Genomic DNA, 18,826 nt, shown 5'->3' with positions numbered 1-18,826 from the left:
ATTTCAAGTCAAATGAGACTTTTGAATTACTATCCGTTCCCACTGTAACTTTAGTATAATATGCATTGTACAGAAAATAACAATTATTTCAGGTTAAAAGTCTCTTTTTTCCTATCATTAAATGAATTTTGAAAAGGAGGTCAATGCGGTGGACCGTTCCGAACAAGGTTTCACGCTCGTCGAAGTGCTCGTCTCGATTGTCGTCGTCTCGATCCTGGCATTATCGCTCATGAATATCTTCTCCCAAAGCTTGCGAATCACCTCCTCGGATCTTGACCGGACCGTGGCAAACCAAGTCGCCCAAAATACGCTCAACACGTTGAAGCGTCGGGCGGCCGAAACGCGAGACCCGATCGACATCTCGATCCTCCAGAAGACGCCGGCCAACGTCTGCGATTTGTGTGACGTTACCATCAACGGGCGCGCCTTCGATGTGACCATCCTCTCTCCAGGCAACGAATTACCCGCTGACCTCGTCAACGTCGAGATTACCGTCGCCTCGGAGACGTTGCTCAAACCCATCACATTGAAAGGAGTGGTGACGAATGCGACGCTTCAAGATAAATTCCCTGAGACGGACGTTCCAGAGCTTCCGTGACCGTGAGGACGGCGTCACGCTCGTCGAATTGTTGCTCGCGCTCGTCATCTCCGCCATCTTTGCCGGAATCGTGATCACCGTTTTCTTGACCGGCTCGCTCGGTTTCCGTCTGACGAACGACACGAGCTCGCTCCGGAGTGAGGCCGACTACTTGATTACGAGCGTCCTCCAGGACATCAACCAGACCGAGTTCGACGCCTTGACCGTCAACGGGGATACATATTCGTTCCACCGTCTCCATGCCCCGCGCATCTCGACGGAAGGCATTTTGTACCGTCAAGGCGACTATATGGAAGACGCCGTGTTCGAGCTCGCCCCGTTAAGTTTCGTGACGGACAACCCTGACGTCACCGTCCAAGCCGTCACCATCGACATTCAGGACGAAGTGACGGACGCAAGGAGCGGACGCGAGGCTTACATCGTGTCCGGACTGATGGAGATTCAAGTGACGCTCGCCTCGCGCGACGATGCCACGCTCACCAAGACGTTTACGAGTACCATCCCGTTATGAAAAGAGGGATCCAGATGAAACAAGATGAACGAGGCTACGTCCTCATCCTCGTCCTCGTGACGATGGCGGCGCTCGCCGTCCTCTCGCTCGCTGCGATTCAAGTCAACTTGGCGACGAACAAGCAGACGAATATCCGCGTCGACGAGACGCAACTCGATACAGATGTCAAAGGCGTGCTCGACGTGCTCGTCGCCGATTTGCGGACGACGTTCCCGCTCCACGATGCAGATGTTGTTCAACCGTATATGGAGAACCAAGCAGCATTTCAAGCAAAAGTCGCGACGGTGCTCCAAGCGAACACGCTCTATACGGGTGATTTGCAATCGGGCGACAACGACATCCGTTACTCCATCACCCGCTCGACGGCGGACCAGGCGAATGCGCCGTTCACGACGGTGTTGACGCTGACGGCGACCGGGACGACGAAAGCGAAACCGGAACAGCCGATGCAGACGAGCACGTATAGCCAGGAAGTATACGTGACGGCGTTACCGTCGTTCCTCTATTACGTGCTCGGGTCCGATGACACGTTGACGGTCAACGGTCCGCCGAAGATTGAAGGGAACTTGTTCGCCGGGACGAAACTTTCGCTCGACCGCGATGCGAAGTATCAACTGAAAGATCGAGTCAACACGTTGAACAATAGTGCCTCGAGCCGCTTCTATCTCGACGGTCGCATCGACCTCGGGAACGGGGCGACGTGCGACGGCTGTGACTCGCCGAACTATTTCACGAACTCAGTCACGCCAGGTGTGGACCATCAGCCTGAGGTTGGGCCGGTCGAGAGCAGTTTTTCGAATTTCAATTATGATTATTCGGTCGTCCAATACGTGAATCGGTTCATGGGTTCTTTAACGGACATCACGTATAATGATAAACCGGGTGATGAAATCTTTTTCAAATCAGGTATCACTCGAACGGACGAGCCATTCATCAAACAATATTACCGACCCGTTAATTCAACCAAACCCGAACTGTTGAAAACCAACTTGATTGATCAAGGACAGTTAGATGCCATCACCGGTATGCAAATTGTAGAGTTAGCGACTGAAACAATCGATAACTATGTGAGTAAGGACGATATCTCGATTGTCATCTCTCGATCGATTGCCAGCAATACAACCCCACTTCTATTGGATGGCGACGTGACCATCGATGCGATTGACACAATTACGATCAGCCGTCCGCTCATCATTAACGGCGATTTGACGATTCGTGGGAAAGTCGCATTCAATACGACGGTGTATACGCTCGGTGACACGTATATCGACGGGGCTGACTTGTTGCCGGCTACCGCCGGGGGGAATGACAGTTCACTTGTTCTCCTGTCCAAAGGGAAAATTTTGTTGAACCGAATCAATGAGTTCCAGAACACATCTTCCACGCTACAAGCGTTCATGTACAGTGCCTCGACAGAACCGACACGTCTCTATTCTGTTGGATCAATCGTCAACATGAAAGGTGGCCTGTATAGCAAAGGACCGCTTGAAGTGAACACGTTCCGTGGAACATTCAAATCGTTGCCGGAACAAGCAGATAAACAAGCCTCTTTCGCCCCTGGAAACGTCGATGCTTCTCCTGCAGTCGATAAGTCCCGGCTCGTCATGGAATACAACGAAGGCGTCTTCCGACAAATCGACACGCTACCGGTCACGAACCAGTTGCAACTGTTCGTCGGTCAACAATTAAAGAAATAAGAAAAGAAGCTACTCGCGCGAGTAGCTTCTTTTTGTAGCGTCATCAATAGAAATCAATTGCTGGTTCAGCCGTACCTGGGTTCGGATCAATTCCTTCTTTAACTCGGACATAGAAAGTCTGGCTGATGACTTCGGGGCCATCACCTTTCGGGAAGAAACGATCAACATTCTCAGTTACTAAACCGATTTTAGCAATACCTGGTTTCAAGAGCGTCAATACGCCATCTTTAACTTTGAGTACATCCGTACCCTCTAAAACCGTCAATCCGTACTCAGTGACGTTCGATGTCTCTGGCCAGAACTTGACCGGGTATTCGTAAGGACTGTTTGACATGTATAAGACGACGTTTGGTGTCGCGACGCGTTGCGGATATTCTTTCACTTCAATCAAAGAGGTATTAGTCTGTCCCGGATATTTTACTAGTGAAGCAATTACCGAGACGTTACCCGTGCTTCCATGCTCAGCCTGTACTGTGGCCGATGAGTTTTGACTCGACACGAGACTGAGCGCCGTTGACTTCACTTCCCACGTGGCGTCGAATGGGTTGTTGACAACTTTATCGTCCTCTACTAATTGCGTAAGATTCAACACCGCTTGTTGTTTCACTAAGCTGCCACTCTTATCTTGATAGACCCATAACACTTTATCCGTAGAATCGATTGCGAGATTAGGCAATTTGACTTTTACCGTCATCGGTTGGGATTTAGATTCATAATTATTGTTGTGGACATACACGGCTTGAATCGTCGTCGTCCCGACTTCCAACGCTTCAACGGACAAGCTTTGGTTAGCGGCACTCGTCTTTTTCACAATATCGGTGTTAACGATTTCCCAATCCAGTTCGATATTTGGCGGAATCGTTGCTTTAGCCGTCGACAACTCCGCATTTAAGTTACCTGTATCATTTAAATACAATTCCAACTCAGATGGAAGTTGAATGTTTAATTCTTCTACCAATAAAAGCGAGTCACCAATTTGATCAGATGTTAAATTGATGGACCGATTATGTTTTACAGATCCGTGACCGTTCCCAGAATGGTCGGCTGTGAGTGAGTAGTTGATGGCTCCACTATTGAATTTGTAAGTACCAGGTTTTTCAGCTATCAATTTCACGGTCACTTTCTCATAAAACGTTTCGGTAAAATGATTGTTACAAGATGGCAAACTATCTTTGCCACAGATTACATTTACTTTCCCTGCTAGCGTTCGTGACGAAGAATTATACTTCAGAGTATGAGACACCGTTGATTCATTGTTGATTGAGATACTCTCTACTTTCAAGCCATCAGGAATTTTTTCATTAAAATCTAACGACCATTGGACAGTTTTATACGAATTGATATTGGGACCTTTTCCAAAATCGATAATATTGTTTAAAGATAAACGATACTCGACGGTGACCGTGTCTCCTACTAAAACCGCTTCAGAGGAGATTTCGCGAATCACTTCGTTAGTGATGTCTTCCTTCGTTTTTATGTCTTTATCATCGTTTTTCGCCCACGTTGTCGTATACGCGAACAACAATAAGACCATCCCTACCACTATGAGGAACCCGTACTTGGATCTTAGCTGCCTCTTCATCGTTGTGCCTCCAGTCGGTTTGTCGTCACACTTCTTCAGTTAATTCATACCCCTTTTTCTTCCTGTTCACAAGCGGTTTTTTTCAAACTTTGGAAATAGGTTCTGACTTCACTGATAAAGTAGAGCGACCCGGTCACAACGAGCGTCTCGGATTTCGGTGTCTCCAGCCATGCGGCCAACCACCCCTGCCAGTCCACGTAACGGGCCCCGTCGGCAATTAGACTTTCTTTCGTCCGGGTACGTGGGAAATCGAACGTCGTCTCATAGACATCTGCCACCATCTGGAGCGACGCGATCATCGCTTCCCGGTCCTTGTCGGCAAGAATGGCCGCGAGGACGGTCACGTCACGCTCAATCTTCACTTGTTCGACGAGCGCGGCGATACCTTCCGGGTTATGCGCCCCATCGAGCACGATGCGGGGCTGTCTCGAGATGAGCTCATAGCGACCCGGGTGTTGTGCCGCCTCGAGCCCCGCTCGAATGGCTTCCGCCTTCCAGCCGAGGTGGCGCGCGACGGCGACGGCACACGCCCCGTTATACGCTTGATGGTGTCCGGTCAATCCGAGCGTCACTGGATCCAATCCATCATATGTGACGACCGTGTCGGTCCCGTCCTCGATTGATGTGACGAGTGGAGTGACGTCGTGAATCGATGCGTCCATCGCCTCTCCTTGTCGCTTGAGCAACGCGATCAGCCGTTCATCCGTCAAACTATGAAACATCGGCACGCCCGGCTTCATGATGCCGAACTTCTCGAGCGCGATCTCTTCGAGCGTGTCGCCGAGAATCCCTTGATGGTCGTGCCCGATTGACGTCACGACCGTCGCGAGCGGTCGCGTCAACACGTTCGTCGAATCAAGGCGGCCACCGAGACCGACTTCCCAAATGACGAGGTCAGGTTGTTGTTCATGGAAATAGAGCCACGCCATGACCGTCAGCAGTTCGAACTCCGTCAACGTCTCCGGTGACGCACTCGCACAGTCACGGACCCGATTGGCGATTCGAACGAGATCGTCTTCTCGGATCGCTTCCCCGTTCAACATGATCCGCTCCTCGAACTGGATGATGTACGGTGAGATGAACGTCCCGACGTTCAACCCCTCCGCGAGCGCCATCGCCCGCAAGAAAGCGACCGTCGACCCTTTTCCATTCGTCCCTGACACGTGAATCGACGGCAACTCCTCGATTTGTAGTGCGTTCAACATCCACTCGATACGTTCGAGCCCGGGCTTGATCCCGAACCGCAGCTGCCCGTTCAGCCATTCCAATACGTCTTGTCTCGTCTCCATCTTCCATCACTCCTGTTTTCACACTTCCCTCCTATCTTACCAAAATTCGCGAAGCGCTACGCAAGGAATCGGCTGTGCTATACTCGAGGCGAAGAAGGGGGAATTACTATGACCAACAGTTGGAACTTCGAGGCGACCTACCTCGATCTCCGTGACATCTTTTACGACCGGGGACCGGTCCATCCGGTCGACAAGCCCGAACTCGTCCTGTGGAACGAAGCACTCGCCAAGACGCTCGGTCTCGACGCCGAAACGTCTCAAGACGTCGCACTCTTCGCCGGTAATCGCCAGACCGACACGTCGTTCTCGCAAGCGTATGCCGGTCATCAATTCGGCCATTTCACGATGCTCGGTGACGGACGGGCGCTCGTGCTCGGAGAACACGTCGCCCCGAACGGAAAGCGTGTCGACGTTCAATTGAAAGGCTCGGGCCCGACCGATTACTCGCGTGGCGGTGATGGACGAGCTGCCGTCGGCCCGATGGTGCGTGAATTCCTCATCAGTGAGGCGATGCACGCCCTCGGCATCCCGACGAACCGGGCGCTCGCCGTCGTCACGACCGGTGAGCCGATCATGCGCCAAGGACCGAAGCATGGTGCCATCTTGACGCGCGTCGCGGCGAGCCACTTACGCGTCGGTACGTTCCAATATGCCGCTGCGGCCGGTTCGATTGATGACGTCATCGCTCTCGCCGATTATACGATTCAGCGCCACGACCCTGACCTTGCAGGACAACCGGACCGCTATGAACAGTTCCTCGGCCGCGTCATTACCCGGCAGGCGAAACTGATCGCGGATTGGCAGCTCGTCGGGTTCATCCACGGCGTCATGAACACGGACAATACGTTTATCAGCGGTGAAGGGCTCGATTATGGCCCGTGTGCGTTCATGGATACGTATCACCCGAATACCGTCTTCAGCTCGATCGACCGCGAGGGACGCTACGCCTATGCGAATCAGCCGTATATCGGGTCATGGAACTTGGCCCGCCTCGCCGAGACGTTGCTCCCGCTCCTCGCTGACACACAAGAAAAGGCCGTCGATATCGCCAACAAGCTGTTGAACGACTACACGGAAACGTATAAAGAGGCGTATTTCACTGGGCTCGCCCATAAAATCGGACTCTACGTGCGAAAAGACGGAGACGACGCACTGACGGACGAACTGCTCCGGCTCATGATGGAAACCGAGGCCGACTTCACGAACACGTTCCGCGCCCTCACGCTCGGCGACACCGAAGCACTCGCCTTCGCCAACCAGGACGATGGTAAGGCGTGGCTCGCCGCTTGGCGGAAACGCCTCGGGGAACAAGGTCTTCCTGATGAGGACGTCATCCGCCTCATGCGTCAGCACAACCCGGCCGTCATCCCGCGCAACCATCACGTCGAGGCCGCCCTCATGGCAGCCGAACGCGGTGACTTCAAGCCGACGCATGCACTGCTCGACGTATTGCGGAAGCCATACGACTACGAAGCCGACTACGGACGCTACGTCTCACCCGGACCGCCGCGGACGTATCCGTATCAGACTTTCTGCGGCACATGAACCATCTCGCTTTCGCGGGATGGTTTTTTTGGAACCTTTTGGCTATTCGCCACGTAGAATAGACAAAGTCCGTTTGGAGGTTTTATAATGCGACTACTCGCTTCACTTATTTCGTTAGGCTTTGCCTGCATGATTTCGCTCGAGCTCTGGCAAGGTCCGTTTCTAAGCAATTGGGTCTGGACGATGCCGGCTTTCTTCCTAGGTGTCTCGTTTGTCCAGTTCATGAAGCATTTGAACGAGCTCGAATGGAGTGAAACAAAATGAAAATGACACTCTTGCTCATGACAATCATCGTAAGTTCAACTTCATACCTCGTCTACAGTTTTTATCTGTCGTTGACAAGTCAGCCGATTCAGTCGCAATTGACTGGCCTTGCGATTGGTGTCCTGCTCACGTCATCTTATTTCGTGACAACCGGTCGCCTTCCGTTTTGGACAGAACCGGAGGAAGAGGACGTATGAAGGTTCTTTATTCCATCTTGCTAGGATTCGGCAGCATCCTTTATGTCGTCTATGCGATTCATCTACTCCGCATTGGACATACTCAACCGCTCATCTTTCACACCTTGATTGCCATCGCCCTATTTGGCATCATCCACATTGGACGCAAACGAACCCCCGAACATCGATGATGATGCTCGGGGTTGTTCTTCTTTATAAACTCAAAGCCCAAAATGAATCATGTCCTTCTTGTCGACTTGGGCTTGCGTGATGTTAGCAATGAGTCGATTCAGTTGTACCGACTCATTCGTGTACATCGTCGCTTTGACGACTTGATAGAACAGCGCCAGTGACTCATGTGGAATGAGCGTGATCCCACATTCTTCTAATCCGAATCCGGGACGGTCGTAGGAGTGGGAATACGTGCGCATCTGGTTCAGCTCATCGACAAAACCATCCACTAGTTCCCCATCCACCGAGACACAGTCAAATCGTTCCGGCGTATACGTATCATATGATGATTGACGGTTTGTTGAATCTAATACACCAAATTCGTGAGTGTAAGGCATGGCACTCCCTCCTCCTTTTTTTGAACTAGAAATACGTTCACTTCAGCGGAAAATCCACCGTCGACGCCTCCGGTAATGAGTCAGAGAGTTTGAGCAACACTTCTTCTGACACATCACCCGTCAAAACGATGAGCTTGCCTTGATTCAGATAAAACAAGCCTCTTCCTTCCGGTTGATCCAAGCGATACCGCTCATTTGAAACGTCTCGCCGCTCAATCAACTCTCCGTCGGCCACGCTGAACGCATCGGTCGACAAAATCGTGATGCGCTGCGTCTCATCATACAACGTCCACATCTCCACCGGTCGCTCCAGCTGATCCATCTTGAGGTGGGCGACAAAGAGCTCCTCTTCGGACAGATCCAACCCGTGACGGACTTTTACGGCCGTCTCGGGAATCGTAATATTTTGGATGCCATGCAACACCCATTCCTCGCCCCGCGAATAGTTGAACACGCCAAACGCATCGTCGCGGTTTGGTAACTGGATGGCGATGAGCCCGAGGTCATCGATGACCATTTCATAGAAGACGCCGTCTCTCGACGGTCGTTCGGACGTGCCATCCGTATATTGAAGCGTGTATTGGGCCGTGACCGCATCGAGTAGTCGAACAGTCCCTTTCGGCACGTCCTCGATGATCGAACCGAACACTTCTTTCGCCGTCGTTTCCTCAACATCGGAAACGGATGAATCCATCTCTTCTTTGTTCACGCTAACCGTGATTTTTGATTCCATCGGTTCGATCGGTTCAGCTCGTTCCGCCACACACCCACTCAATCCCATCACAGCCAAACCTAACATCATTCCGATTCGTCTCATGTCACTCCACCTTTACATCGTCTCCTCTCCTAAATTCCACCAAACGACAAAAAAACCTTCTTCGGAGAACAAGTCTCCAAAGAAGGTTTAATGCTTACTTACGCAACTCTTCCAAACGCGCACGGACTGCGTCACGTTTGTCGAGGTAGTCTTTCTCTTTCGCCTTCTCTTCGTCGATGACGTGAGCAGGCGCCTTGCCAGTGAAGCCTGGGTTGCCGAGTTTCTTCTGAACGCGCTCGACTTCCTTCTCGTACTTCGCCACTTCTTTCTCAAGACGGGCGATCTCTTCTTCGAAGTTGATGAGGTCGGCGAGCGGGATGAACAGTTCCGCACCCGTCATGATGGCCGACATCGACTTGTTAGGAGCCGCCAAGCCGCGTCCGATTTCGAGCTCGGTCGCGTTCGTGAACTTGCCGATTGTCGCTTCGTTTTCGCTCAAGTAACCTTGTGTCGTGTCGTCACTCGTCGCGATGAAGAGCTGAATCGGTTTCGACATCGGGGCGTTCACTTCCGAACGGATGTTACGGACCGAACGGATGACGTTCATGACCGCTTCGAACGCTGGTACCGAGTCCGCGAAGTGGAGCTCGTCGCGACGTGTCGGGTAGCTCGCACGGACGATCGAGTCGCCTTCGTGCGGCAAGTGCTGCCAGATTTCCTCTGTGAGGAACGGCATGAACGGATGCATGAGACGCATGATTGAGTCGAGCGTGTAGGCGAGCACTGAACGTGTCGTCGCTTTCGCCGCCTCGTCCTCACCGTAGAGCGTGAGTTTCGCCATCTCGATGTACCAGTTACAGAACTCTTCCCAGATGAAGTTGTACAAGTAACGACCGGCTTCGCCGAACTCATACTTGTCGACGAGACGCGTCACTTGGTCGATCGTGTCGTTCAAGCGTGTGAGAATCCACTTGTCGGCGAGCGTCTTCTCACCTGACAAATCGATATCCTCATACTTCATGCCGTCCATGTTCATGAGGGCGAAACGGCTCGCGTTCCAAATCTTGTTCGCGAAGTTCCATGTCGATTCGATCTTCTCCCAATAGAAGCGAAGGTCGTTCCCTGGTGTCGATCCTGTGAGGAGGAACCAGCGGAGCGAGTCCGCGCCGTATTGGTCGATGACTTCCATCGGGTCGACGCCGTTTCCGAGCGATTTCGACATTTTGCGGCCTTCCGAGTCGCGGATGAGACCGTGGATGAGCACGTCGTTGAACGGCTGCTTCCCAGTGAATTCGAGCGATTGGAAGATCATGCGCGATACCCAGAAGAAGATGATGTCGTAACCCGTGACGAGCGCGCTCGTCGGGAAGTAACGTTTGAAGTCTGCTGAGTCCGTGTCCGGCCAGCCCATCGTCGAGAACGGCCAGAGCGCTGACGAGAACCATGTGTCGAGCACGTCTTCGTCTTGGTGCCAGTTCTCACTGTCAGCCGGTGCTTCTTTACCTACATAGATTTCTCCTGTCTCGTTGTGGTACCACGCCGGGATGCGGTGGCCCCACCAGAGTTGGCGGCTGATACACCAATCGCGGATGTTCTCCATCCAACGGAGGTATGTGCCTTCGAACCGCTCTGGGACGAAGTTGACTTTCGTATCGTCATGTCCTTGTGCTTCGAGTGCTGCTTTCGCGAGCGGCTCCATGTCGACGAACCACTGTTTCGAAAGATACGGCTCGATGACCGCGCCTGAACGTTCCGAGTGTCCGACCGAGTGCGTGTGCGGCTCGATCTTGACGAGCGTGCCGTCCGCTTCCAAATCTTTCACGAGTTGCTTGCGGCATTCGAAGCGGTCGAGCCCTTCGTACTTGCCGGCGTTCTCGTTCATCTTGCCGCCTTCATCCATGACGAGGATGCGTGGGAGCTCGTGGCGGTTCCCGATCTCGAAGTCGTTCGGGTCGTGCGCCGGTGTGATCTTGACGCAACCTGTACCGAACTCCATATCGACGTAGTCATCGGCAACGATCGGGATCTCACGGTTCATGACCGGAAGCATGATCGTCTTGCCGACGAGGTGCGCATAGCGCTCGTCTTTCGGGTTGACGGCAACAGCCGTATCGCCGAGCATCGTCTCCGGACGTGTCGTCGCGATCTCGATGTGGCCTGAGCCGTCAGCGAGCGGGTACTTCATGTGGTAGAATGCGCCTTCGACTTCTTGATAGATGACTTCGATATCCGAGACGGCCGTCTTTTGCGCCGGGTCCCAGTTGACGATATATTCGCCGCGGTAAATCAAGCCCTTCTCATAGAGACGGACGAACACTTCCTGGACCGCTTTCGAGAGTCCTTCGTCGAGCGTGAAACGCTCACGTGAGTAGTCGAGACCGAGACCAAGTTTTGACCATTGGGCACGGATTGTGTCGGCGTACTCGTCTTTCCATTCCCACGTCTTCTCGAGGAACTTCTCGCGTCCGAGGTCGTAACGCATGATGCCGTCCTCACGGAGCTTCTGTTCGACTTTCGCTTGTGTCGCGATACCGGCGTGGTCCATCCCTGGAAGCCAGAGGACGTCATAGCCTTGCATGCGCTTGAGGCGTGTCAATAAGTCTTGGAGCGTCGTGTCCCACGCGTGTCCGAGGTGAAGTTTCCCCGTTACGTTCGGTGGCGGGATGACGATCGTGTACGGCTGTTTTGAATCGTCCTCGTCTGCTTTGAATACGTCGTTCTCTAACCAGTAGTCATACCATTTCGCTTCCGTCGCACTTGGATCGTACTTCGTCGGCATGGTGATTTCGTTTGTCTCGTTGGCCATATGCCCAACCTCCTCTAATAATGTGGACAAAAAAACGGCTACTCTCGTCCTTAACGCTAAGGACGAAAGAAGCCGTATCTTCCGCGGTACCACCTTAGTTCGCCAACAGGTGGCGCCCTCAAAATCGAATAACGGTCGATGGACCGGACCTTCCTACTTCGTTCAAAAGGTCAGCTCCGAGGCGACTTCCGCACCATCCTTCGCGGCCTCGCACCAAGTGGCCGCGTCTCTGAAAAAGGATGTTGATTGCGTACTATTCCTCATCGTAGCTTTTGTTCGTATCTGTTAAACAATTGTAGCGACAGAAGCTGTTTCCGTCAAGATTACAGTGAAAACTCTTGTTGCAGCTCTTTGAACGTCGCGTCGACCGCTGCGAGCGTCTGGTCGATATCTTCGTCTGTGTGCACGGTCGAGAGGAACAATCCTTCGAACTGTGACGGTGGCAAGAACACGCCGCGCGCCGCCATCTTCTGATAGTAAGCGCGGAACAAGTCAAGGTTCGCCGTCTTCGCCTTCTCGAAGTTCGTCACTTTCTCGTTCGTGAAGAAGAATCCGAACATCGAGCCGGCCCGGTTCGTGTCGTGCGGGATGTTATACTTCTCGGCCGCTTTCGTGTAGCCTTCGGCGAGACGGTCCGCTTTGCGTTCGAACTCGGCGTAGTGCTCAGGCTTGAGTTGCGACAACGTCGTGTAGCCGGCGATCATCGCGAGCGGGTTCCCTGAGAGCGTCCCCGCCTGGTAAATCGGTCCTTGCGGCGCGATTTGTTCCATAATCTCGCGTTTCCCGCCGTAGGCACCGACCGGAAGGCCGCCGCCGATGACTTTCCCGAGACATGTCAAATCCGGCGTCACACCGAAATAACCTTGGGCACAGTTGTAGCCGACCCGGAACCCGGTCATGACCTCGTCAAAGATGAGGAGCGCGCCGTATTGTTCCGTGATCTCGCGGAGTCCTTCAAGGAATCCAGGTTGCGGTGGCACGAAGCCCATGTTGCCGGCCGCCGGTTCGACGATGACCCCAGCGATGTCGTCACCGAACTTCTCGAACGCGACGCGAAGGGCATCCAAGTCGTTGTACGGCACCGTGAGCGTCTGGCTCGCCAAGTCTTTCGGCACGCCCGGTGAGTCCGGGAGACCGAGCGTCGCGACGCCCGAACCGGCCTTGATGAGGAGCGAGTCGCCGTGACCGTGGTAGCAGCCTTCGAACTTCAAGATTTTCGTCTTGCCCGTGTACCCGCGCGCGAGGCGGAGTGCCGCCATCGTCGCTTCCGTACCCGAGTTGACCATGCGCACCATCTCGATCGATGGGACGCGCTCGATGACGAGCTCGGCCATTTTCGTCTCCAGCTCAGTCGGTGTCCCGAACGTCCAGCCTTTCTCGGCTTGCTCTTGAATCGCCTTCGTGACGACCGGGTCACGGTGGCCGAGGATGAGTGGTCCCCATGAGAGGACGTAATCGATATATTCGTTGCCATCGATGTCGTAGACGCGTGAGCCTTCACCGCGTTCAGCGAAGATTGGCGTCATGCCGACTGATTTATAGGCACGGACCGGGCTGTTCACCCCGCCCGGCATGAGCGGACGTGCTTGTTCGAACGCTGCTTCTGAGCGTGTTTGTTTGTAGGTCATGAATAGTCTCCTTCCAAATAGCGACAGACGTCTTTTGCGAAATACGTGACGATGAGGTCCGCACCGGCCCGTTTAAAACCGACCATCGTCTCCATGACGATGCGTTGCTCATCGACCCAGTCGTTCAAAGCAGCCGCTTTGACCATGGCGTACTCTCCGCTCACGTTATACGCCACGATCGGCATATCGAGCGAGTCGCGCATGTCACGGATGATGTCCATGAACGCGAGCGCCGGTTTGACGATCATGAAGTCGGCACCTTGCTCGACGTCAGATTGTGATTCACGGAACGCTTCACGGCGGTTGGCCGGGTCCATCTGATAGCCTTTGCGGTCACCTTCACCAGGTGCCGATTGCGCTGCGTCACGGAACGGTCCGTAGTACGCCGATGCGTACTTGACGCCGTAACTCATGATTGGGATATGGTTGAACCCGTTCTGGTCGAGCCCTTCACGGATCGCGGCGACGAAGCCGTCCATCATCGAGCTCGGTGCGATGATGTCAGCGCCTGCTTGCGCTTGCGTGATCGCCGTCTGGACGTGAAGCGGTAGCGACGCGTCGTTATCGACGTCACCATTCTTCACGATGCCGCAGTGGCCCGTCGACGTGTATTCACATAGGCATGTGTCCGCAATGACCGTGAGCAGTGGCGCCCACTCTTTCACTTTACGGATCGCTTCTTGGACGATGCCGTGGTCATGATACGCTTCCGTACCTTCCGGGTCTTTATGTTCCGGCACGCCGAACAAGAGCACCGATTGAATGCCGAGGTCGACGATCTCCTTGATCTCGTCCTCGAGGCGGTCGAGCGAGAAGTTGAAGACGCCAGGCATCGAGCTGACTTCGCGTTTAATGTCTGTCCCTTCGATGATGAAGAGCGGGTAAATCAAATCTTCTTTCCGAACATGATTTTCACGTACGAGTGCACGCATCGACTTCGATGAACGAAGACGACGGTGACGGTCAAACTGGTTCATGAAAAATCCTCCCCTATACACTGTATTAATGCATCCATAGTATAACACTCAGGCACTCGGACCGGTAACGTCGACACTTCCCGGACGGCGCGCTCGGTCACTTCACCGATGGCGTACCACGTCCCGCGGAAGTGTTCAAGGTACGGCGTGAGCGCCCGGACGGCGGACGGGCTGAGCACGAGGAGCGCCTCGATTCCTTCGAGCGCCTCGACTTCCGTCTCTGTCAGTTCACGGCCGATCGTCTCATAGACGACCCAGTCGTGGACGTTTTCGAGTTGCGTCATATGCGCCGTGTTCGCCAAGTCGCCCCGGGCGAACAGGACGACCTCGTCTGACTTTACGACAGTCGCAAGGTCATGGAACAACGCCTCGCCCGTGTACGTCTCCGGCATGAGTGAGACGGTGAAGCCCTCGGCCTCGAGTGCTTGTTTCGTTTTCTCCCCGACGGCCGCGACTTTGACGTCACGTGGGACGTCACGGAGTGCCGGCACCGCCGTCTGGCTCGTCACGACGAGCCAATCGAACCGGTGAATCGGCATCTCGCGATGCGTCAATCTCGTCTCGATGAGTGGGACGTGATGCACGGAAAGACCGCTCGCGGCGAGCCGGGCTCGTTGCGTAGCGGTCAGTCGTTTTGTCCCTGTGTACCAGACGTCACGCATTGACCGAGGCGAGAATTTCACGCCCGCCGCGTCCAAGAAGATCGTCTGCAACCTCGTTCCCGAGTGCGACCGCGTCAGACGACGTCTTCGTCACGCGGAGCACTTCTTTGCCGTCGACCGAGGCGATGAGGCCCGTCAGTGTCACGTCGTCCCCGTCGACCGTCGCATAACCGCCGACCGGTACGTGGCAGCTGCCTTCGATCGCCTTGAGGAACGTCCGCTCCGCCGTCGCCGCTTTCGCCGTCACGTCGTGATGCAGGAGTTGCAAAACATTCGTCACTTCAGCGTCGTCTTTCCGGCTTTCGATGGCGAGCACGCCTTGACCGACCGCCGGGACCATCATGTCAGCGTCAAGCGCTTCGAAGTCGACGCGGTCCGTCCAACCCATGCGTTCGAGCCCGGCTTTGGCGAGCAAGATGGCATTGAAGTTTTCCGTCTCAAGTTTTTTGAGGCGTGTATCGATGTTGCCGCGAATCCATTGAATCTCGAAGTCCGGGCGGGCGGCGAGCATCTGCGCACCGCGACGAAGTGAGCTCGTCCCGATGACAGCACCTTCCGGGAGCGTCTCGAGCGTATACCCGTTCTCGCAGATGAGCACGTCTCGGGCGTCGACGCGTTTCGGCATGCAGCTGATAAAGAGCTCTTCCGGCAACTCGGCCGGCACGTCTTTCATGCTGTGGACGGCGAAATCGATTTCCCCGGCAATCATTTGTTGCTGGATCTCTTTGACGAACAACCCTTTGCCGCCGACTTTCGATAACTGGACATCGACGATTTGGTCGCCTTTCGTCACGATTTCCTTGATCTCGAACTCGTTTTGAGCCCCGGCTTTCTTCAATTGCTCGATGACCCATTTCGTCTGTGTCATCGCAAGTTGTGAACGGCGTGAGCCGACGATAATTTTACGCATAGTCCATATCCCCTTCATAGAAAAAGGCGACGAGATCCGCCGCCTTTTTTGATTTTGTATTAGCGCATCAAAGCGCGGAGTGGTGCTTTCGCTGACATCGCTTCTGTCTCTTCCATTTCCGGCTCGACGTCAGGAACGTCGACATCCAGGCCGAACGTCTCGACGAACTGGTTGATGCGTGTGTTCGCATCCGGTTGCGCCGCGGCGTCTTTGATGTAGTCGATCGGTTCACGAAGCATCTGGTTGATGATCGACTTCATATGTTTGCCGATGACTTTTTTATCCCGGTCCGATAGATGGTCAAGCTTACGCTCGAGGCTTTCCATCGTCTCTTCTTGAACAGTGAGGGCGCGGGCGCGCAACTCGTTCATGATCGGGACGACACCGAGTGTGACGAGCCACGTTTGGAACTCTTGAATCGCTTCGTCGATTTTGATTTCAATCTTTTCCGCTTCGACGAGACGGGCCGCCAAGTTTTTGTTGACGATCCCGTTCAAGTCATCCACATCGAACAAATGGACGCCCGGAAGCGCCCGGACCGCTGGATCGATATCTCGCGGCACGGCAATGTCGATTAACAAAAGTGGACGTTCTCGGCGAAGCAGTTGTGCGGCGGCGACATCGTCATAGGCGATGACCGCTTCTTTGGCGCCGGTCGAACTGATCAAAATATCGGCGTCGAGCAACCCACAGGCGATCTCACGGATCGAGTGGGCCCGGCCTTGGAACTTGTCGGCGACCGCTTTTGCTTTGCTCTCGGTCCGGTTAAAGACGGCAATCTGTTTCGCACCGGCCTCGAACAAGTTGAGCGTCGTCAACTCGCCCGTCTCACCGGCACCGACGACGACGACTTGTTTGTCATCGAGACGGTTGTACATCCCTTGAGCGAGCGTGACCGCTGCCGAGCTGACCGATACCGACATTTCCCCAATTTGTGTGTCGGTATGGGCGCGTTTGGCGAGCGTCACGGCCTCTTTGAACAGTTTATTGAACACCGTTCCCGTCGTCCCGTTCTCTTGGGCGCGGAAGAAGCTTGATTTCACTTGTCCTAAAATTTGTGTTTCCCCAATGATCATCGAATCGAGTCCAGACGTGACGCGGAACAAGTGGCGAATTGCCTCTTCTCCTTCACGAATCGATAAATAAGGGGTGAATTGGTCCATCTCTAAATCAAACCAGTTCGCTAAAAAGCGTTTTGTATAATAACGTCCGGTGTGGAGCTGGTCTGTGACGACGTATAGCTCCGTCCGGTTACAAGTCGACAAAATAACCGATTCAAATATGCTCTTCTCTTCGCGAAGTGCAATCATCGCGTCCACGATTTCTTGCTCCCCAAACGAGAACTGCTCCCGAATCGCGACAGGGGCTGTCTTGTTATTTAGTCCAACGACGACAATATGCATGTACCTCTTCCCCTCATCCAAAATCCACCGACGGTTGTCTCTTCTTTTTCACATCTCTACCGTACATTATAACAATTTTTATTTAGGAACTATAATCTTCTGTTCGATTTTTGTGAAATAATTTAAGAACTTTTTGTGACAGAAAAAAGTAGAAACGGACATGGAGACCATTTCTACTTGTTTAATCATTTCAGAGACGACGGATCGGTGATGATTTGACTCTCTGGTTTCTCATCTTCCTCTTCCGCTTCGAGGTAATGTTTTCGCTCCCTCAGCTTGTAAATCCGGACGATGTTTTGAACGACGACTTTTGCCACCGCATAGAACGGCACCGCGATGAGCATCCCGATAATCCCGGCCAAGTTTCCGGCGACGAGCAAGACGATGATAATCGTCAGTGGATGCACCTTGAGCGACTTGCCTTGGATGAGCGGCGAGATGACGTTCGATTCGATCTGTTGAACGATGATGATGACGACGATGACCCAGAGCACTTTGATCGGGTCTTGGATGAAGGCGACGACGACAGCCGGTGCCGCACCGAGGAACGGTCCGACGTACGGGATGATGTTCGTCACCATCATGAAGAGCGCGAGCAAGATGGCATAGTCGAGTCCAATGATCCATAGTCCGATGAGCGACGTGATCCCGACGAAGAACGCCACGATCAATTGGGCATGGACGTAGTTTTTAACCGTCGTATGCATATCATGCAAGATGTTGCGCGTCTCCTTCTCATAACTCGACGGCAACAGCTTGACGATCGAATCCGGAAGTCGTTTTCCGTCTAAGAGCATATACAAAAGCATGAACGGAATGACGACGATCGTGATGACGGCCGATGTGATAAAGCCGACGAATTGGCCAAGCGATGAGGCGATGTTCCCGAAGATGTCACCGAGGTACGTCGTGACGTTGTTCGTGAAATCGGTGAACATATCATCGTTCTCGGCGATGAAGCGTGACAAGAACTCGTTTTGCATGAGCGAGTCACGGACAGCGAACGCTTGCTCTTGCAACTCTTTGGCGATACTCGGCATCGCATTGACGAGCGACGTGACCTGCTCCCCGAGCACCGGTCCGAGGATGCTGAAGACGAGCGTAAAGATCAGCACGAGTCCCCCGAGCGTGATGCCGACGGCGAGCGGCCGTTTGCCGTTCAACCGTTTTTCTAAGAAGTCGACGATCCCGACTAAGAAATAATAGAAAAGTCCAGCAATGATGAGCGGTACCGTGACGAGCGCCAAAATAACTTGAATCGGTTCGAACACGAAAGAGATCTCCGTCCCGACCCAGATGACCAAGAAAATCGTCAGCGTCCAAAATAAGAAGCGGTACCATTTGTTTTGAAACATGATTTGCATCTTTCCACCTCGTTCTATATTCTCTTGTCTTATGTAATTAGGACAATTATACGATACTTACCCGCTCGCGTAACCCTGAAAACAAAAA

18 protein-coding genes and 1 other annotated feature are annotated in these 18,826 nt (G+C 53.5%); of the genes, 7 read left to right on the top strand and 11 right to left on the bottom strand.

The annotated features are described in order from the left end of the window. Positions 1-148 precede the first annotated feature (148 nt). The 3 genes from AC13H5_RS04930 to AC13H5_RS04920 are packed head-to-tail and all read left to right on the top strand — an operon-like array spanning position 149 to position 2,806. A complete protein-coding gene (locus tag AC13H5_RS04930) occupies positions 149-598 on the top strand; it encodes a prepilin-type N-terminal cleavage/methylation domain-containing protein (RefSeq protein WP_034809733.1) in 450 nt (149 codons plus the stop codon). Beyond that, a complete protein-coding gene (locus AC13H5_RS04925) occupies positions 546-1,109 on the top strand; it encodes a pilus assembly FimT family protein (RefSeq protein ID WP_483546418.1) in 564 nt (187 codons plus the stop codon). Before AC13H5_RS04930 ends, AC13H5_RS04925 begins: the two co-directional genes overlap by 53 nt. Positions 1,110-1,123: 14 nt before the next feature. After that, positions 1,124-2,806: a hypothetical protein gene (locus AC13H5_RS04920; RefSeq protein ID WP_483546417.1), complete on the top strand. Its 1,683-nt coding sequence runs from the start codon at positions 1,124-1,126 to the stop codon at positions 2,804-2,806. 43 nt (positions 2,807-2,849) lie between these two features. Here AC13H5_RS04920 and AC13H5_RS04915 read toward each other — a convergent pair whose 3' ends face one another. Both AC13H5_RS04915 and AC13H5_RS04910 read right to left on the bottom strand, forming a co-directional pair. Beyond that, the gene (locus tag AC13H5_RS04915) at positions 2,850-4,388 is read right to left on the bottom strand and encodes a hypothetical protein (protein ID WP_483546416.1); all 1,539 of its coding nucleotides are present in this window, start codon (positions 4,386-4,388) and stop codon (positions 2,850-2,852) included. Between the two features lie 44 nt (positions 4,389-4,432). Then, positions 4,433-5,677: a bifunctional folylpolyglutamate synthase/dihydrofolate synthase gene (locus tag AC13H5_RS04910; RefSeq protein WP_483546415.1), complete on the bottom strand. Its 1,245-nt coding sequence runs from the start codon at positions 5,675-5,677 to the stop codon at positions 4,433-4,435. Between the two features lie 108 nt (positions 5,678-5,785). Here AC13H5_RS04910 and AC13H5_RS04905 point away from each other — a divergent pair, with 108 nt between their 5' ends. From AC13H5_RS04905 to AC13H5_RS04890, 4 genes are all read left to right on the top strand, one after another. Further along, complete coding sequence (locus AC13H5_RS04905) at positions 5,786-7,222, top strand: protein adenylyltransferase SelO (RefSeq protein ID WP_483546414.1); 1,437 nt, start codon at positions 5,786-5,788, stop codon at positions 7,220-7,222. 87 nt (positions 7,223-7,309) lie between these two features. Continuing rightward, positions 7,310-7,486, top strand: a complete 177-nt coding sequence (locus tag AC13H5_RS04900) for a hypothetical protein (protein WP_167491820.1) — start codon at positions 7,310-7,312, stop codon at positions 7,484-7,486. Beyond that, positions 7,483-7,683: a hypothetical protein gene (locus tag AC13H5_RS04895; RefSeq protein WP_483546413.1), complete on the top strand. Its 201-nt coding sequence runs from the start codon at positions 7,483-7,485 to the stop codon at positions 7,681-7,683. The genes AC13H5_RS04900 and AC13H5_RS04895 overlap by 4 nt, the downstream gene beginning before the upstream one ends. Next, entirely contained in the window at positions 7,680-7,853 is a 174-nt protein-coding gene (locus AC13H5_RS04890) for a hypothetical protein (RefSeq protein WP_483546412.1), read from the top strand. Before AC13H5_RS04895 ends, AC13H5_RS04890 begins: the two co-directional genes overlap by 4 nt. Positions 7,854-7,883: 30 nt before the next feature. On the opposite strand, the gene AC13H5_RS04885 is transcribed toward AC13H5_RS04890, so the two are convergent. From AC13H5_RS04885 to AC13H5_RS04845, 9 genes are all read right to left on the bottom strand, one after another. Then, positions 7,884-8,231 (bottom strand): short-chain dehydrogenase, encoded by a 348-nt coding sequence (locus AC13H5_RS04885; protein WP_483546411.1) that lies wholly within the window; start codon positions 8,229-8,231, stop codon positions 7,884-7,886. Between the two features lie 37 nt (positions 8,232-8,268). Then, positions 8,269-9,048, bottom strand: a complete 780-nt coding sequence (locus AC13H5_RS04880; protein ID WP_483546410.1) for a hypothetical protein — start codon at positions 9,046-9,048, stop codon at positions 8,269-8,271. 94 nt (positions 9,049-9,142) lie between these two features. Continuing rightward, positions 9,143-11,794, bottom strand: coding sequence for a valine--tRNA ligase (locus tag AC13H5_RS04875; protein WP_483546409.1), 2,652 nt, complete (start codon positions 11,792-11,794; stop codon positions 9,143-9,145). Between the two features lie 55 nt (positions 11,795-11,849). After that, positions 11,850-12,070, bottom strand: a binding site (T-box leader). Positions 12,071-12,117: 47 nt separating this feature from the next. Beyond that, entirely contained in the window at positions 12,118-13,422 is a 1,305-nt protein-coding gene (gene hemL / locus AC13H5_RS04870) for a glutamate-1-semialdehyde 2,1-aminomutase (protein ID WP_215190303.1), read from the bottom strand. Then, positions 13,419-14,399, bottom strand: a complete 981-nt coding sequence (hemB, locus tag AC13H5_RS04865) for a porphobilinogen synthase (RefSeq protein WP_483546408.1) — start codon at positions 14,397-14,399, stop codon at positions 13,419-13,421. The genes hemL and hemB overlap by 4 nt, the downstream gene beginning before the upstream one ends. After that, a complete protein-coding gene (locus AC13H5_RS04860; RefSeq protein ID WP_483546407.1) occupies positions 14,396-15,082 on the bottom strand; it encodes a uroporphyrinogen-III synthase in 687 nt (228 codons plus the stop codon). The genes hemB and AC13H5_RS04860 overlap by 4 nt, the downstream gene beginning before the upstream one ends. Beyond that, the gene (gene hemC / locus AC13H5_RS04855; RefSeq protein WP_483546406.1) at positions 15,054-15,971 is read right to left on the bottom strand and encodes a hydroxymethylbilane synthase; all 918 of its coding nucleotides are present in this window, start codon (positions 15,969-15,971) and stop codon (positions 15,054-15,056) included. Before hemC ends, AC13H5_RS04860 begins: the two co-directional genes overlap by 29 nt. A 59-nt stretch (positions 15,972-16,030) precedes the next feature. Further along, complete coding sequence (gene hemA / locus AC13H5_RS04850) at positions 16,031-17,374, bottom strand: glutamyl-tRNA reductase (RefSeq protein WP_034776818.1); 1,344 nt, start codon at positions 17,372-17,374, stop codon at positions 16,031-16,033. 185 nt (positions 17,375-17,559) lie between these two features. Next, positions 17,560-18,738, bottom strand: a complete 1,179-nt coding sequence (locus AC13H5_RS04845; protein WP_034776817.1) for an AI-2E family transporter — start codon at positions 18,736-18,738, stop codon at positions 17,560-17,562. Positions 18,739-18,826 lie beyond the last annotated feature (88 nt).

It is taken from the genome of Exiguobacterium sp. FD-YE-25-4 (assembly GCF_057004685.1).
The sequence above is the reverse complement of the archived record's forward strand: the minus strand, read 5'-3'. Positions and strand labels throughout refer to the sequence as shown.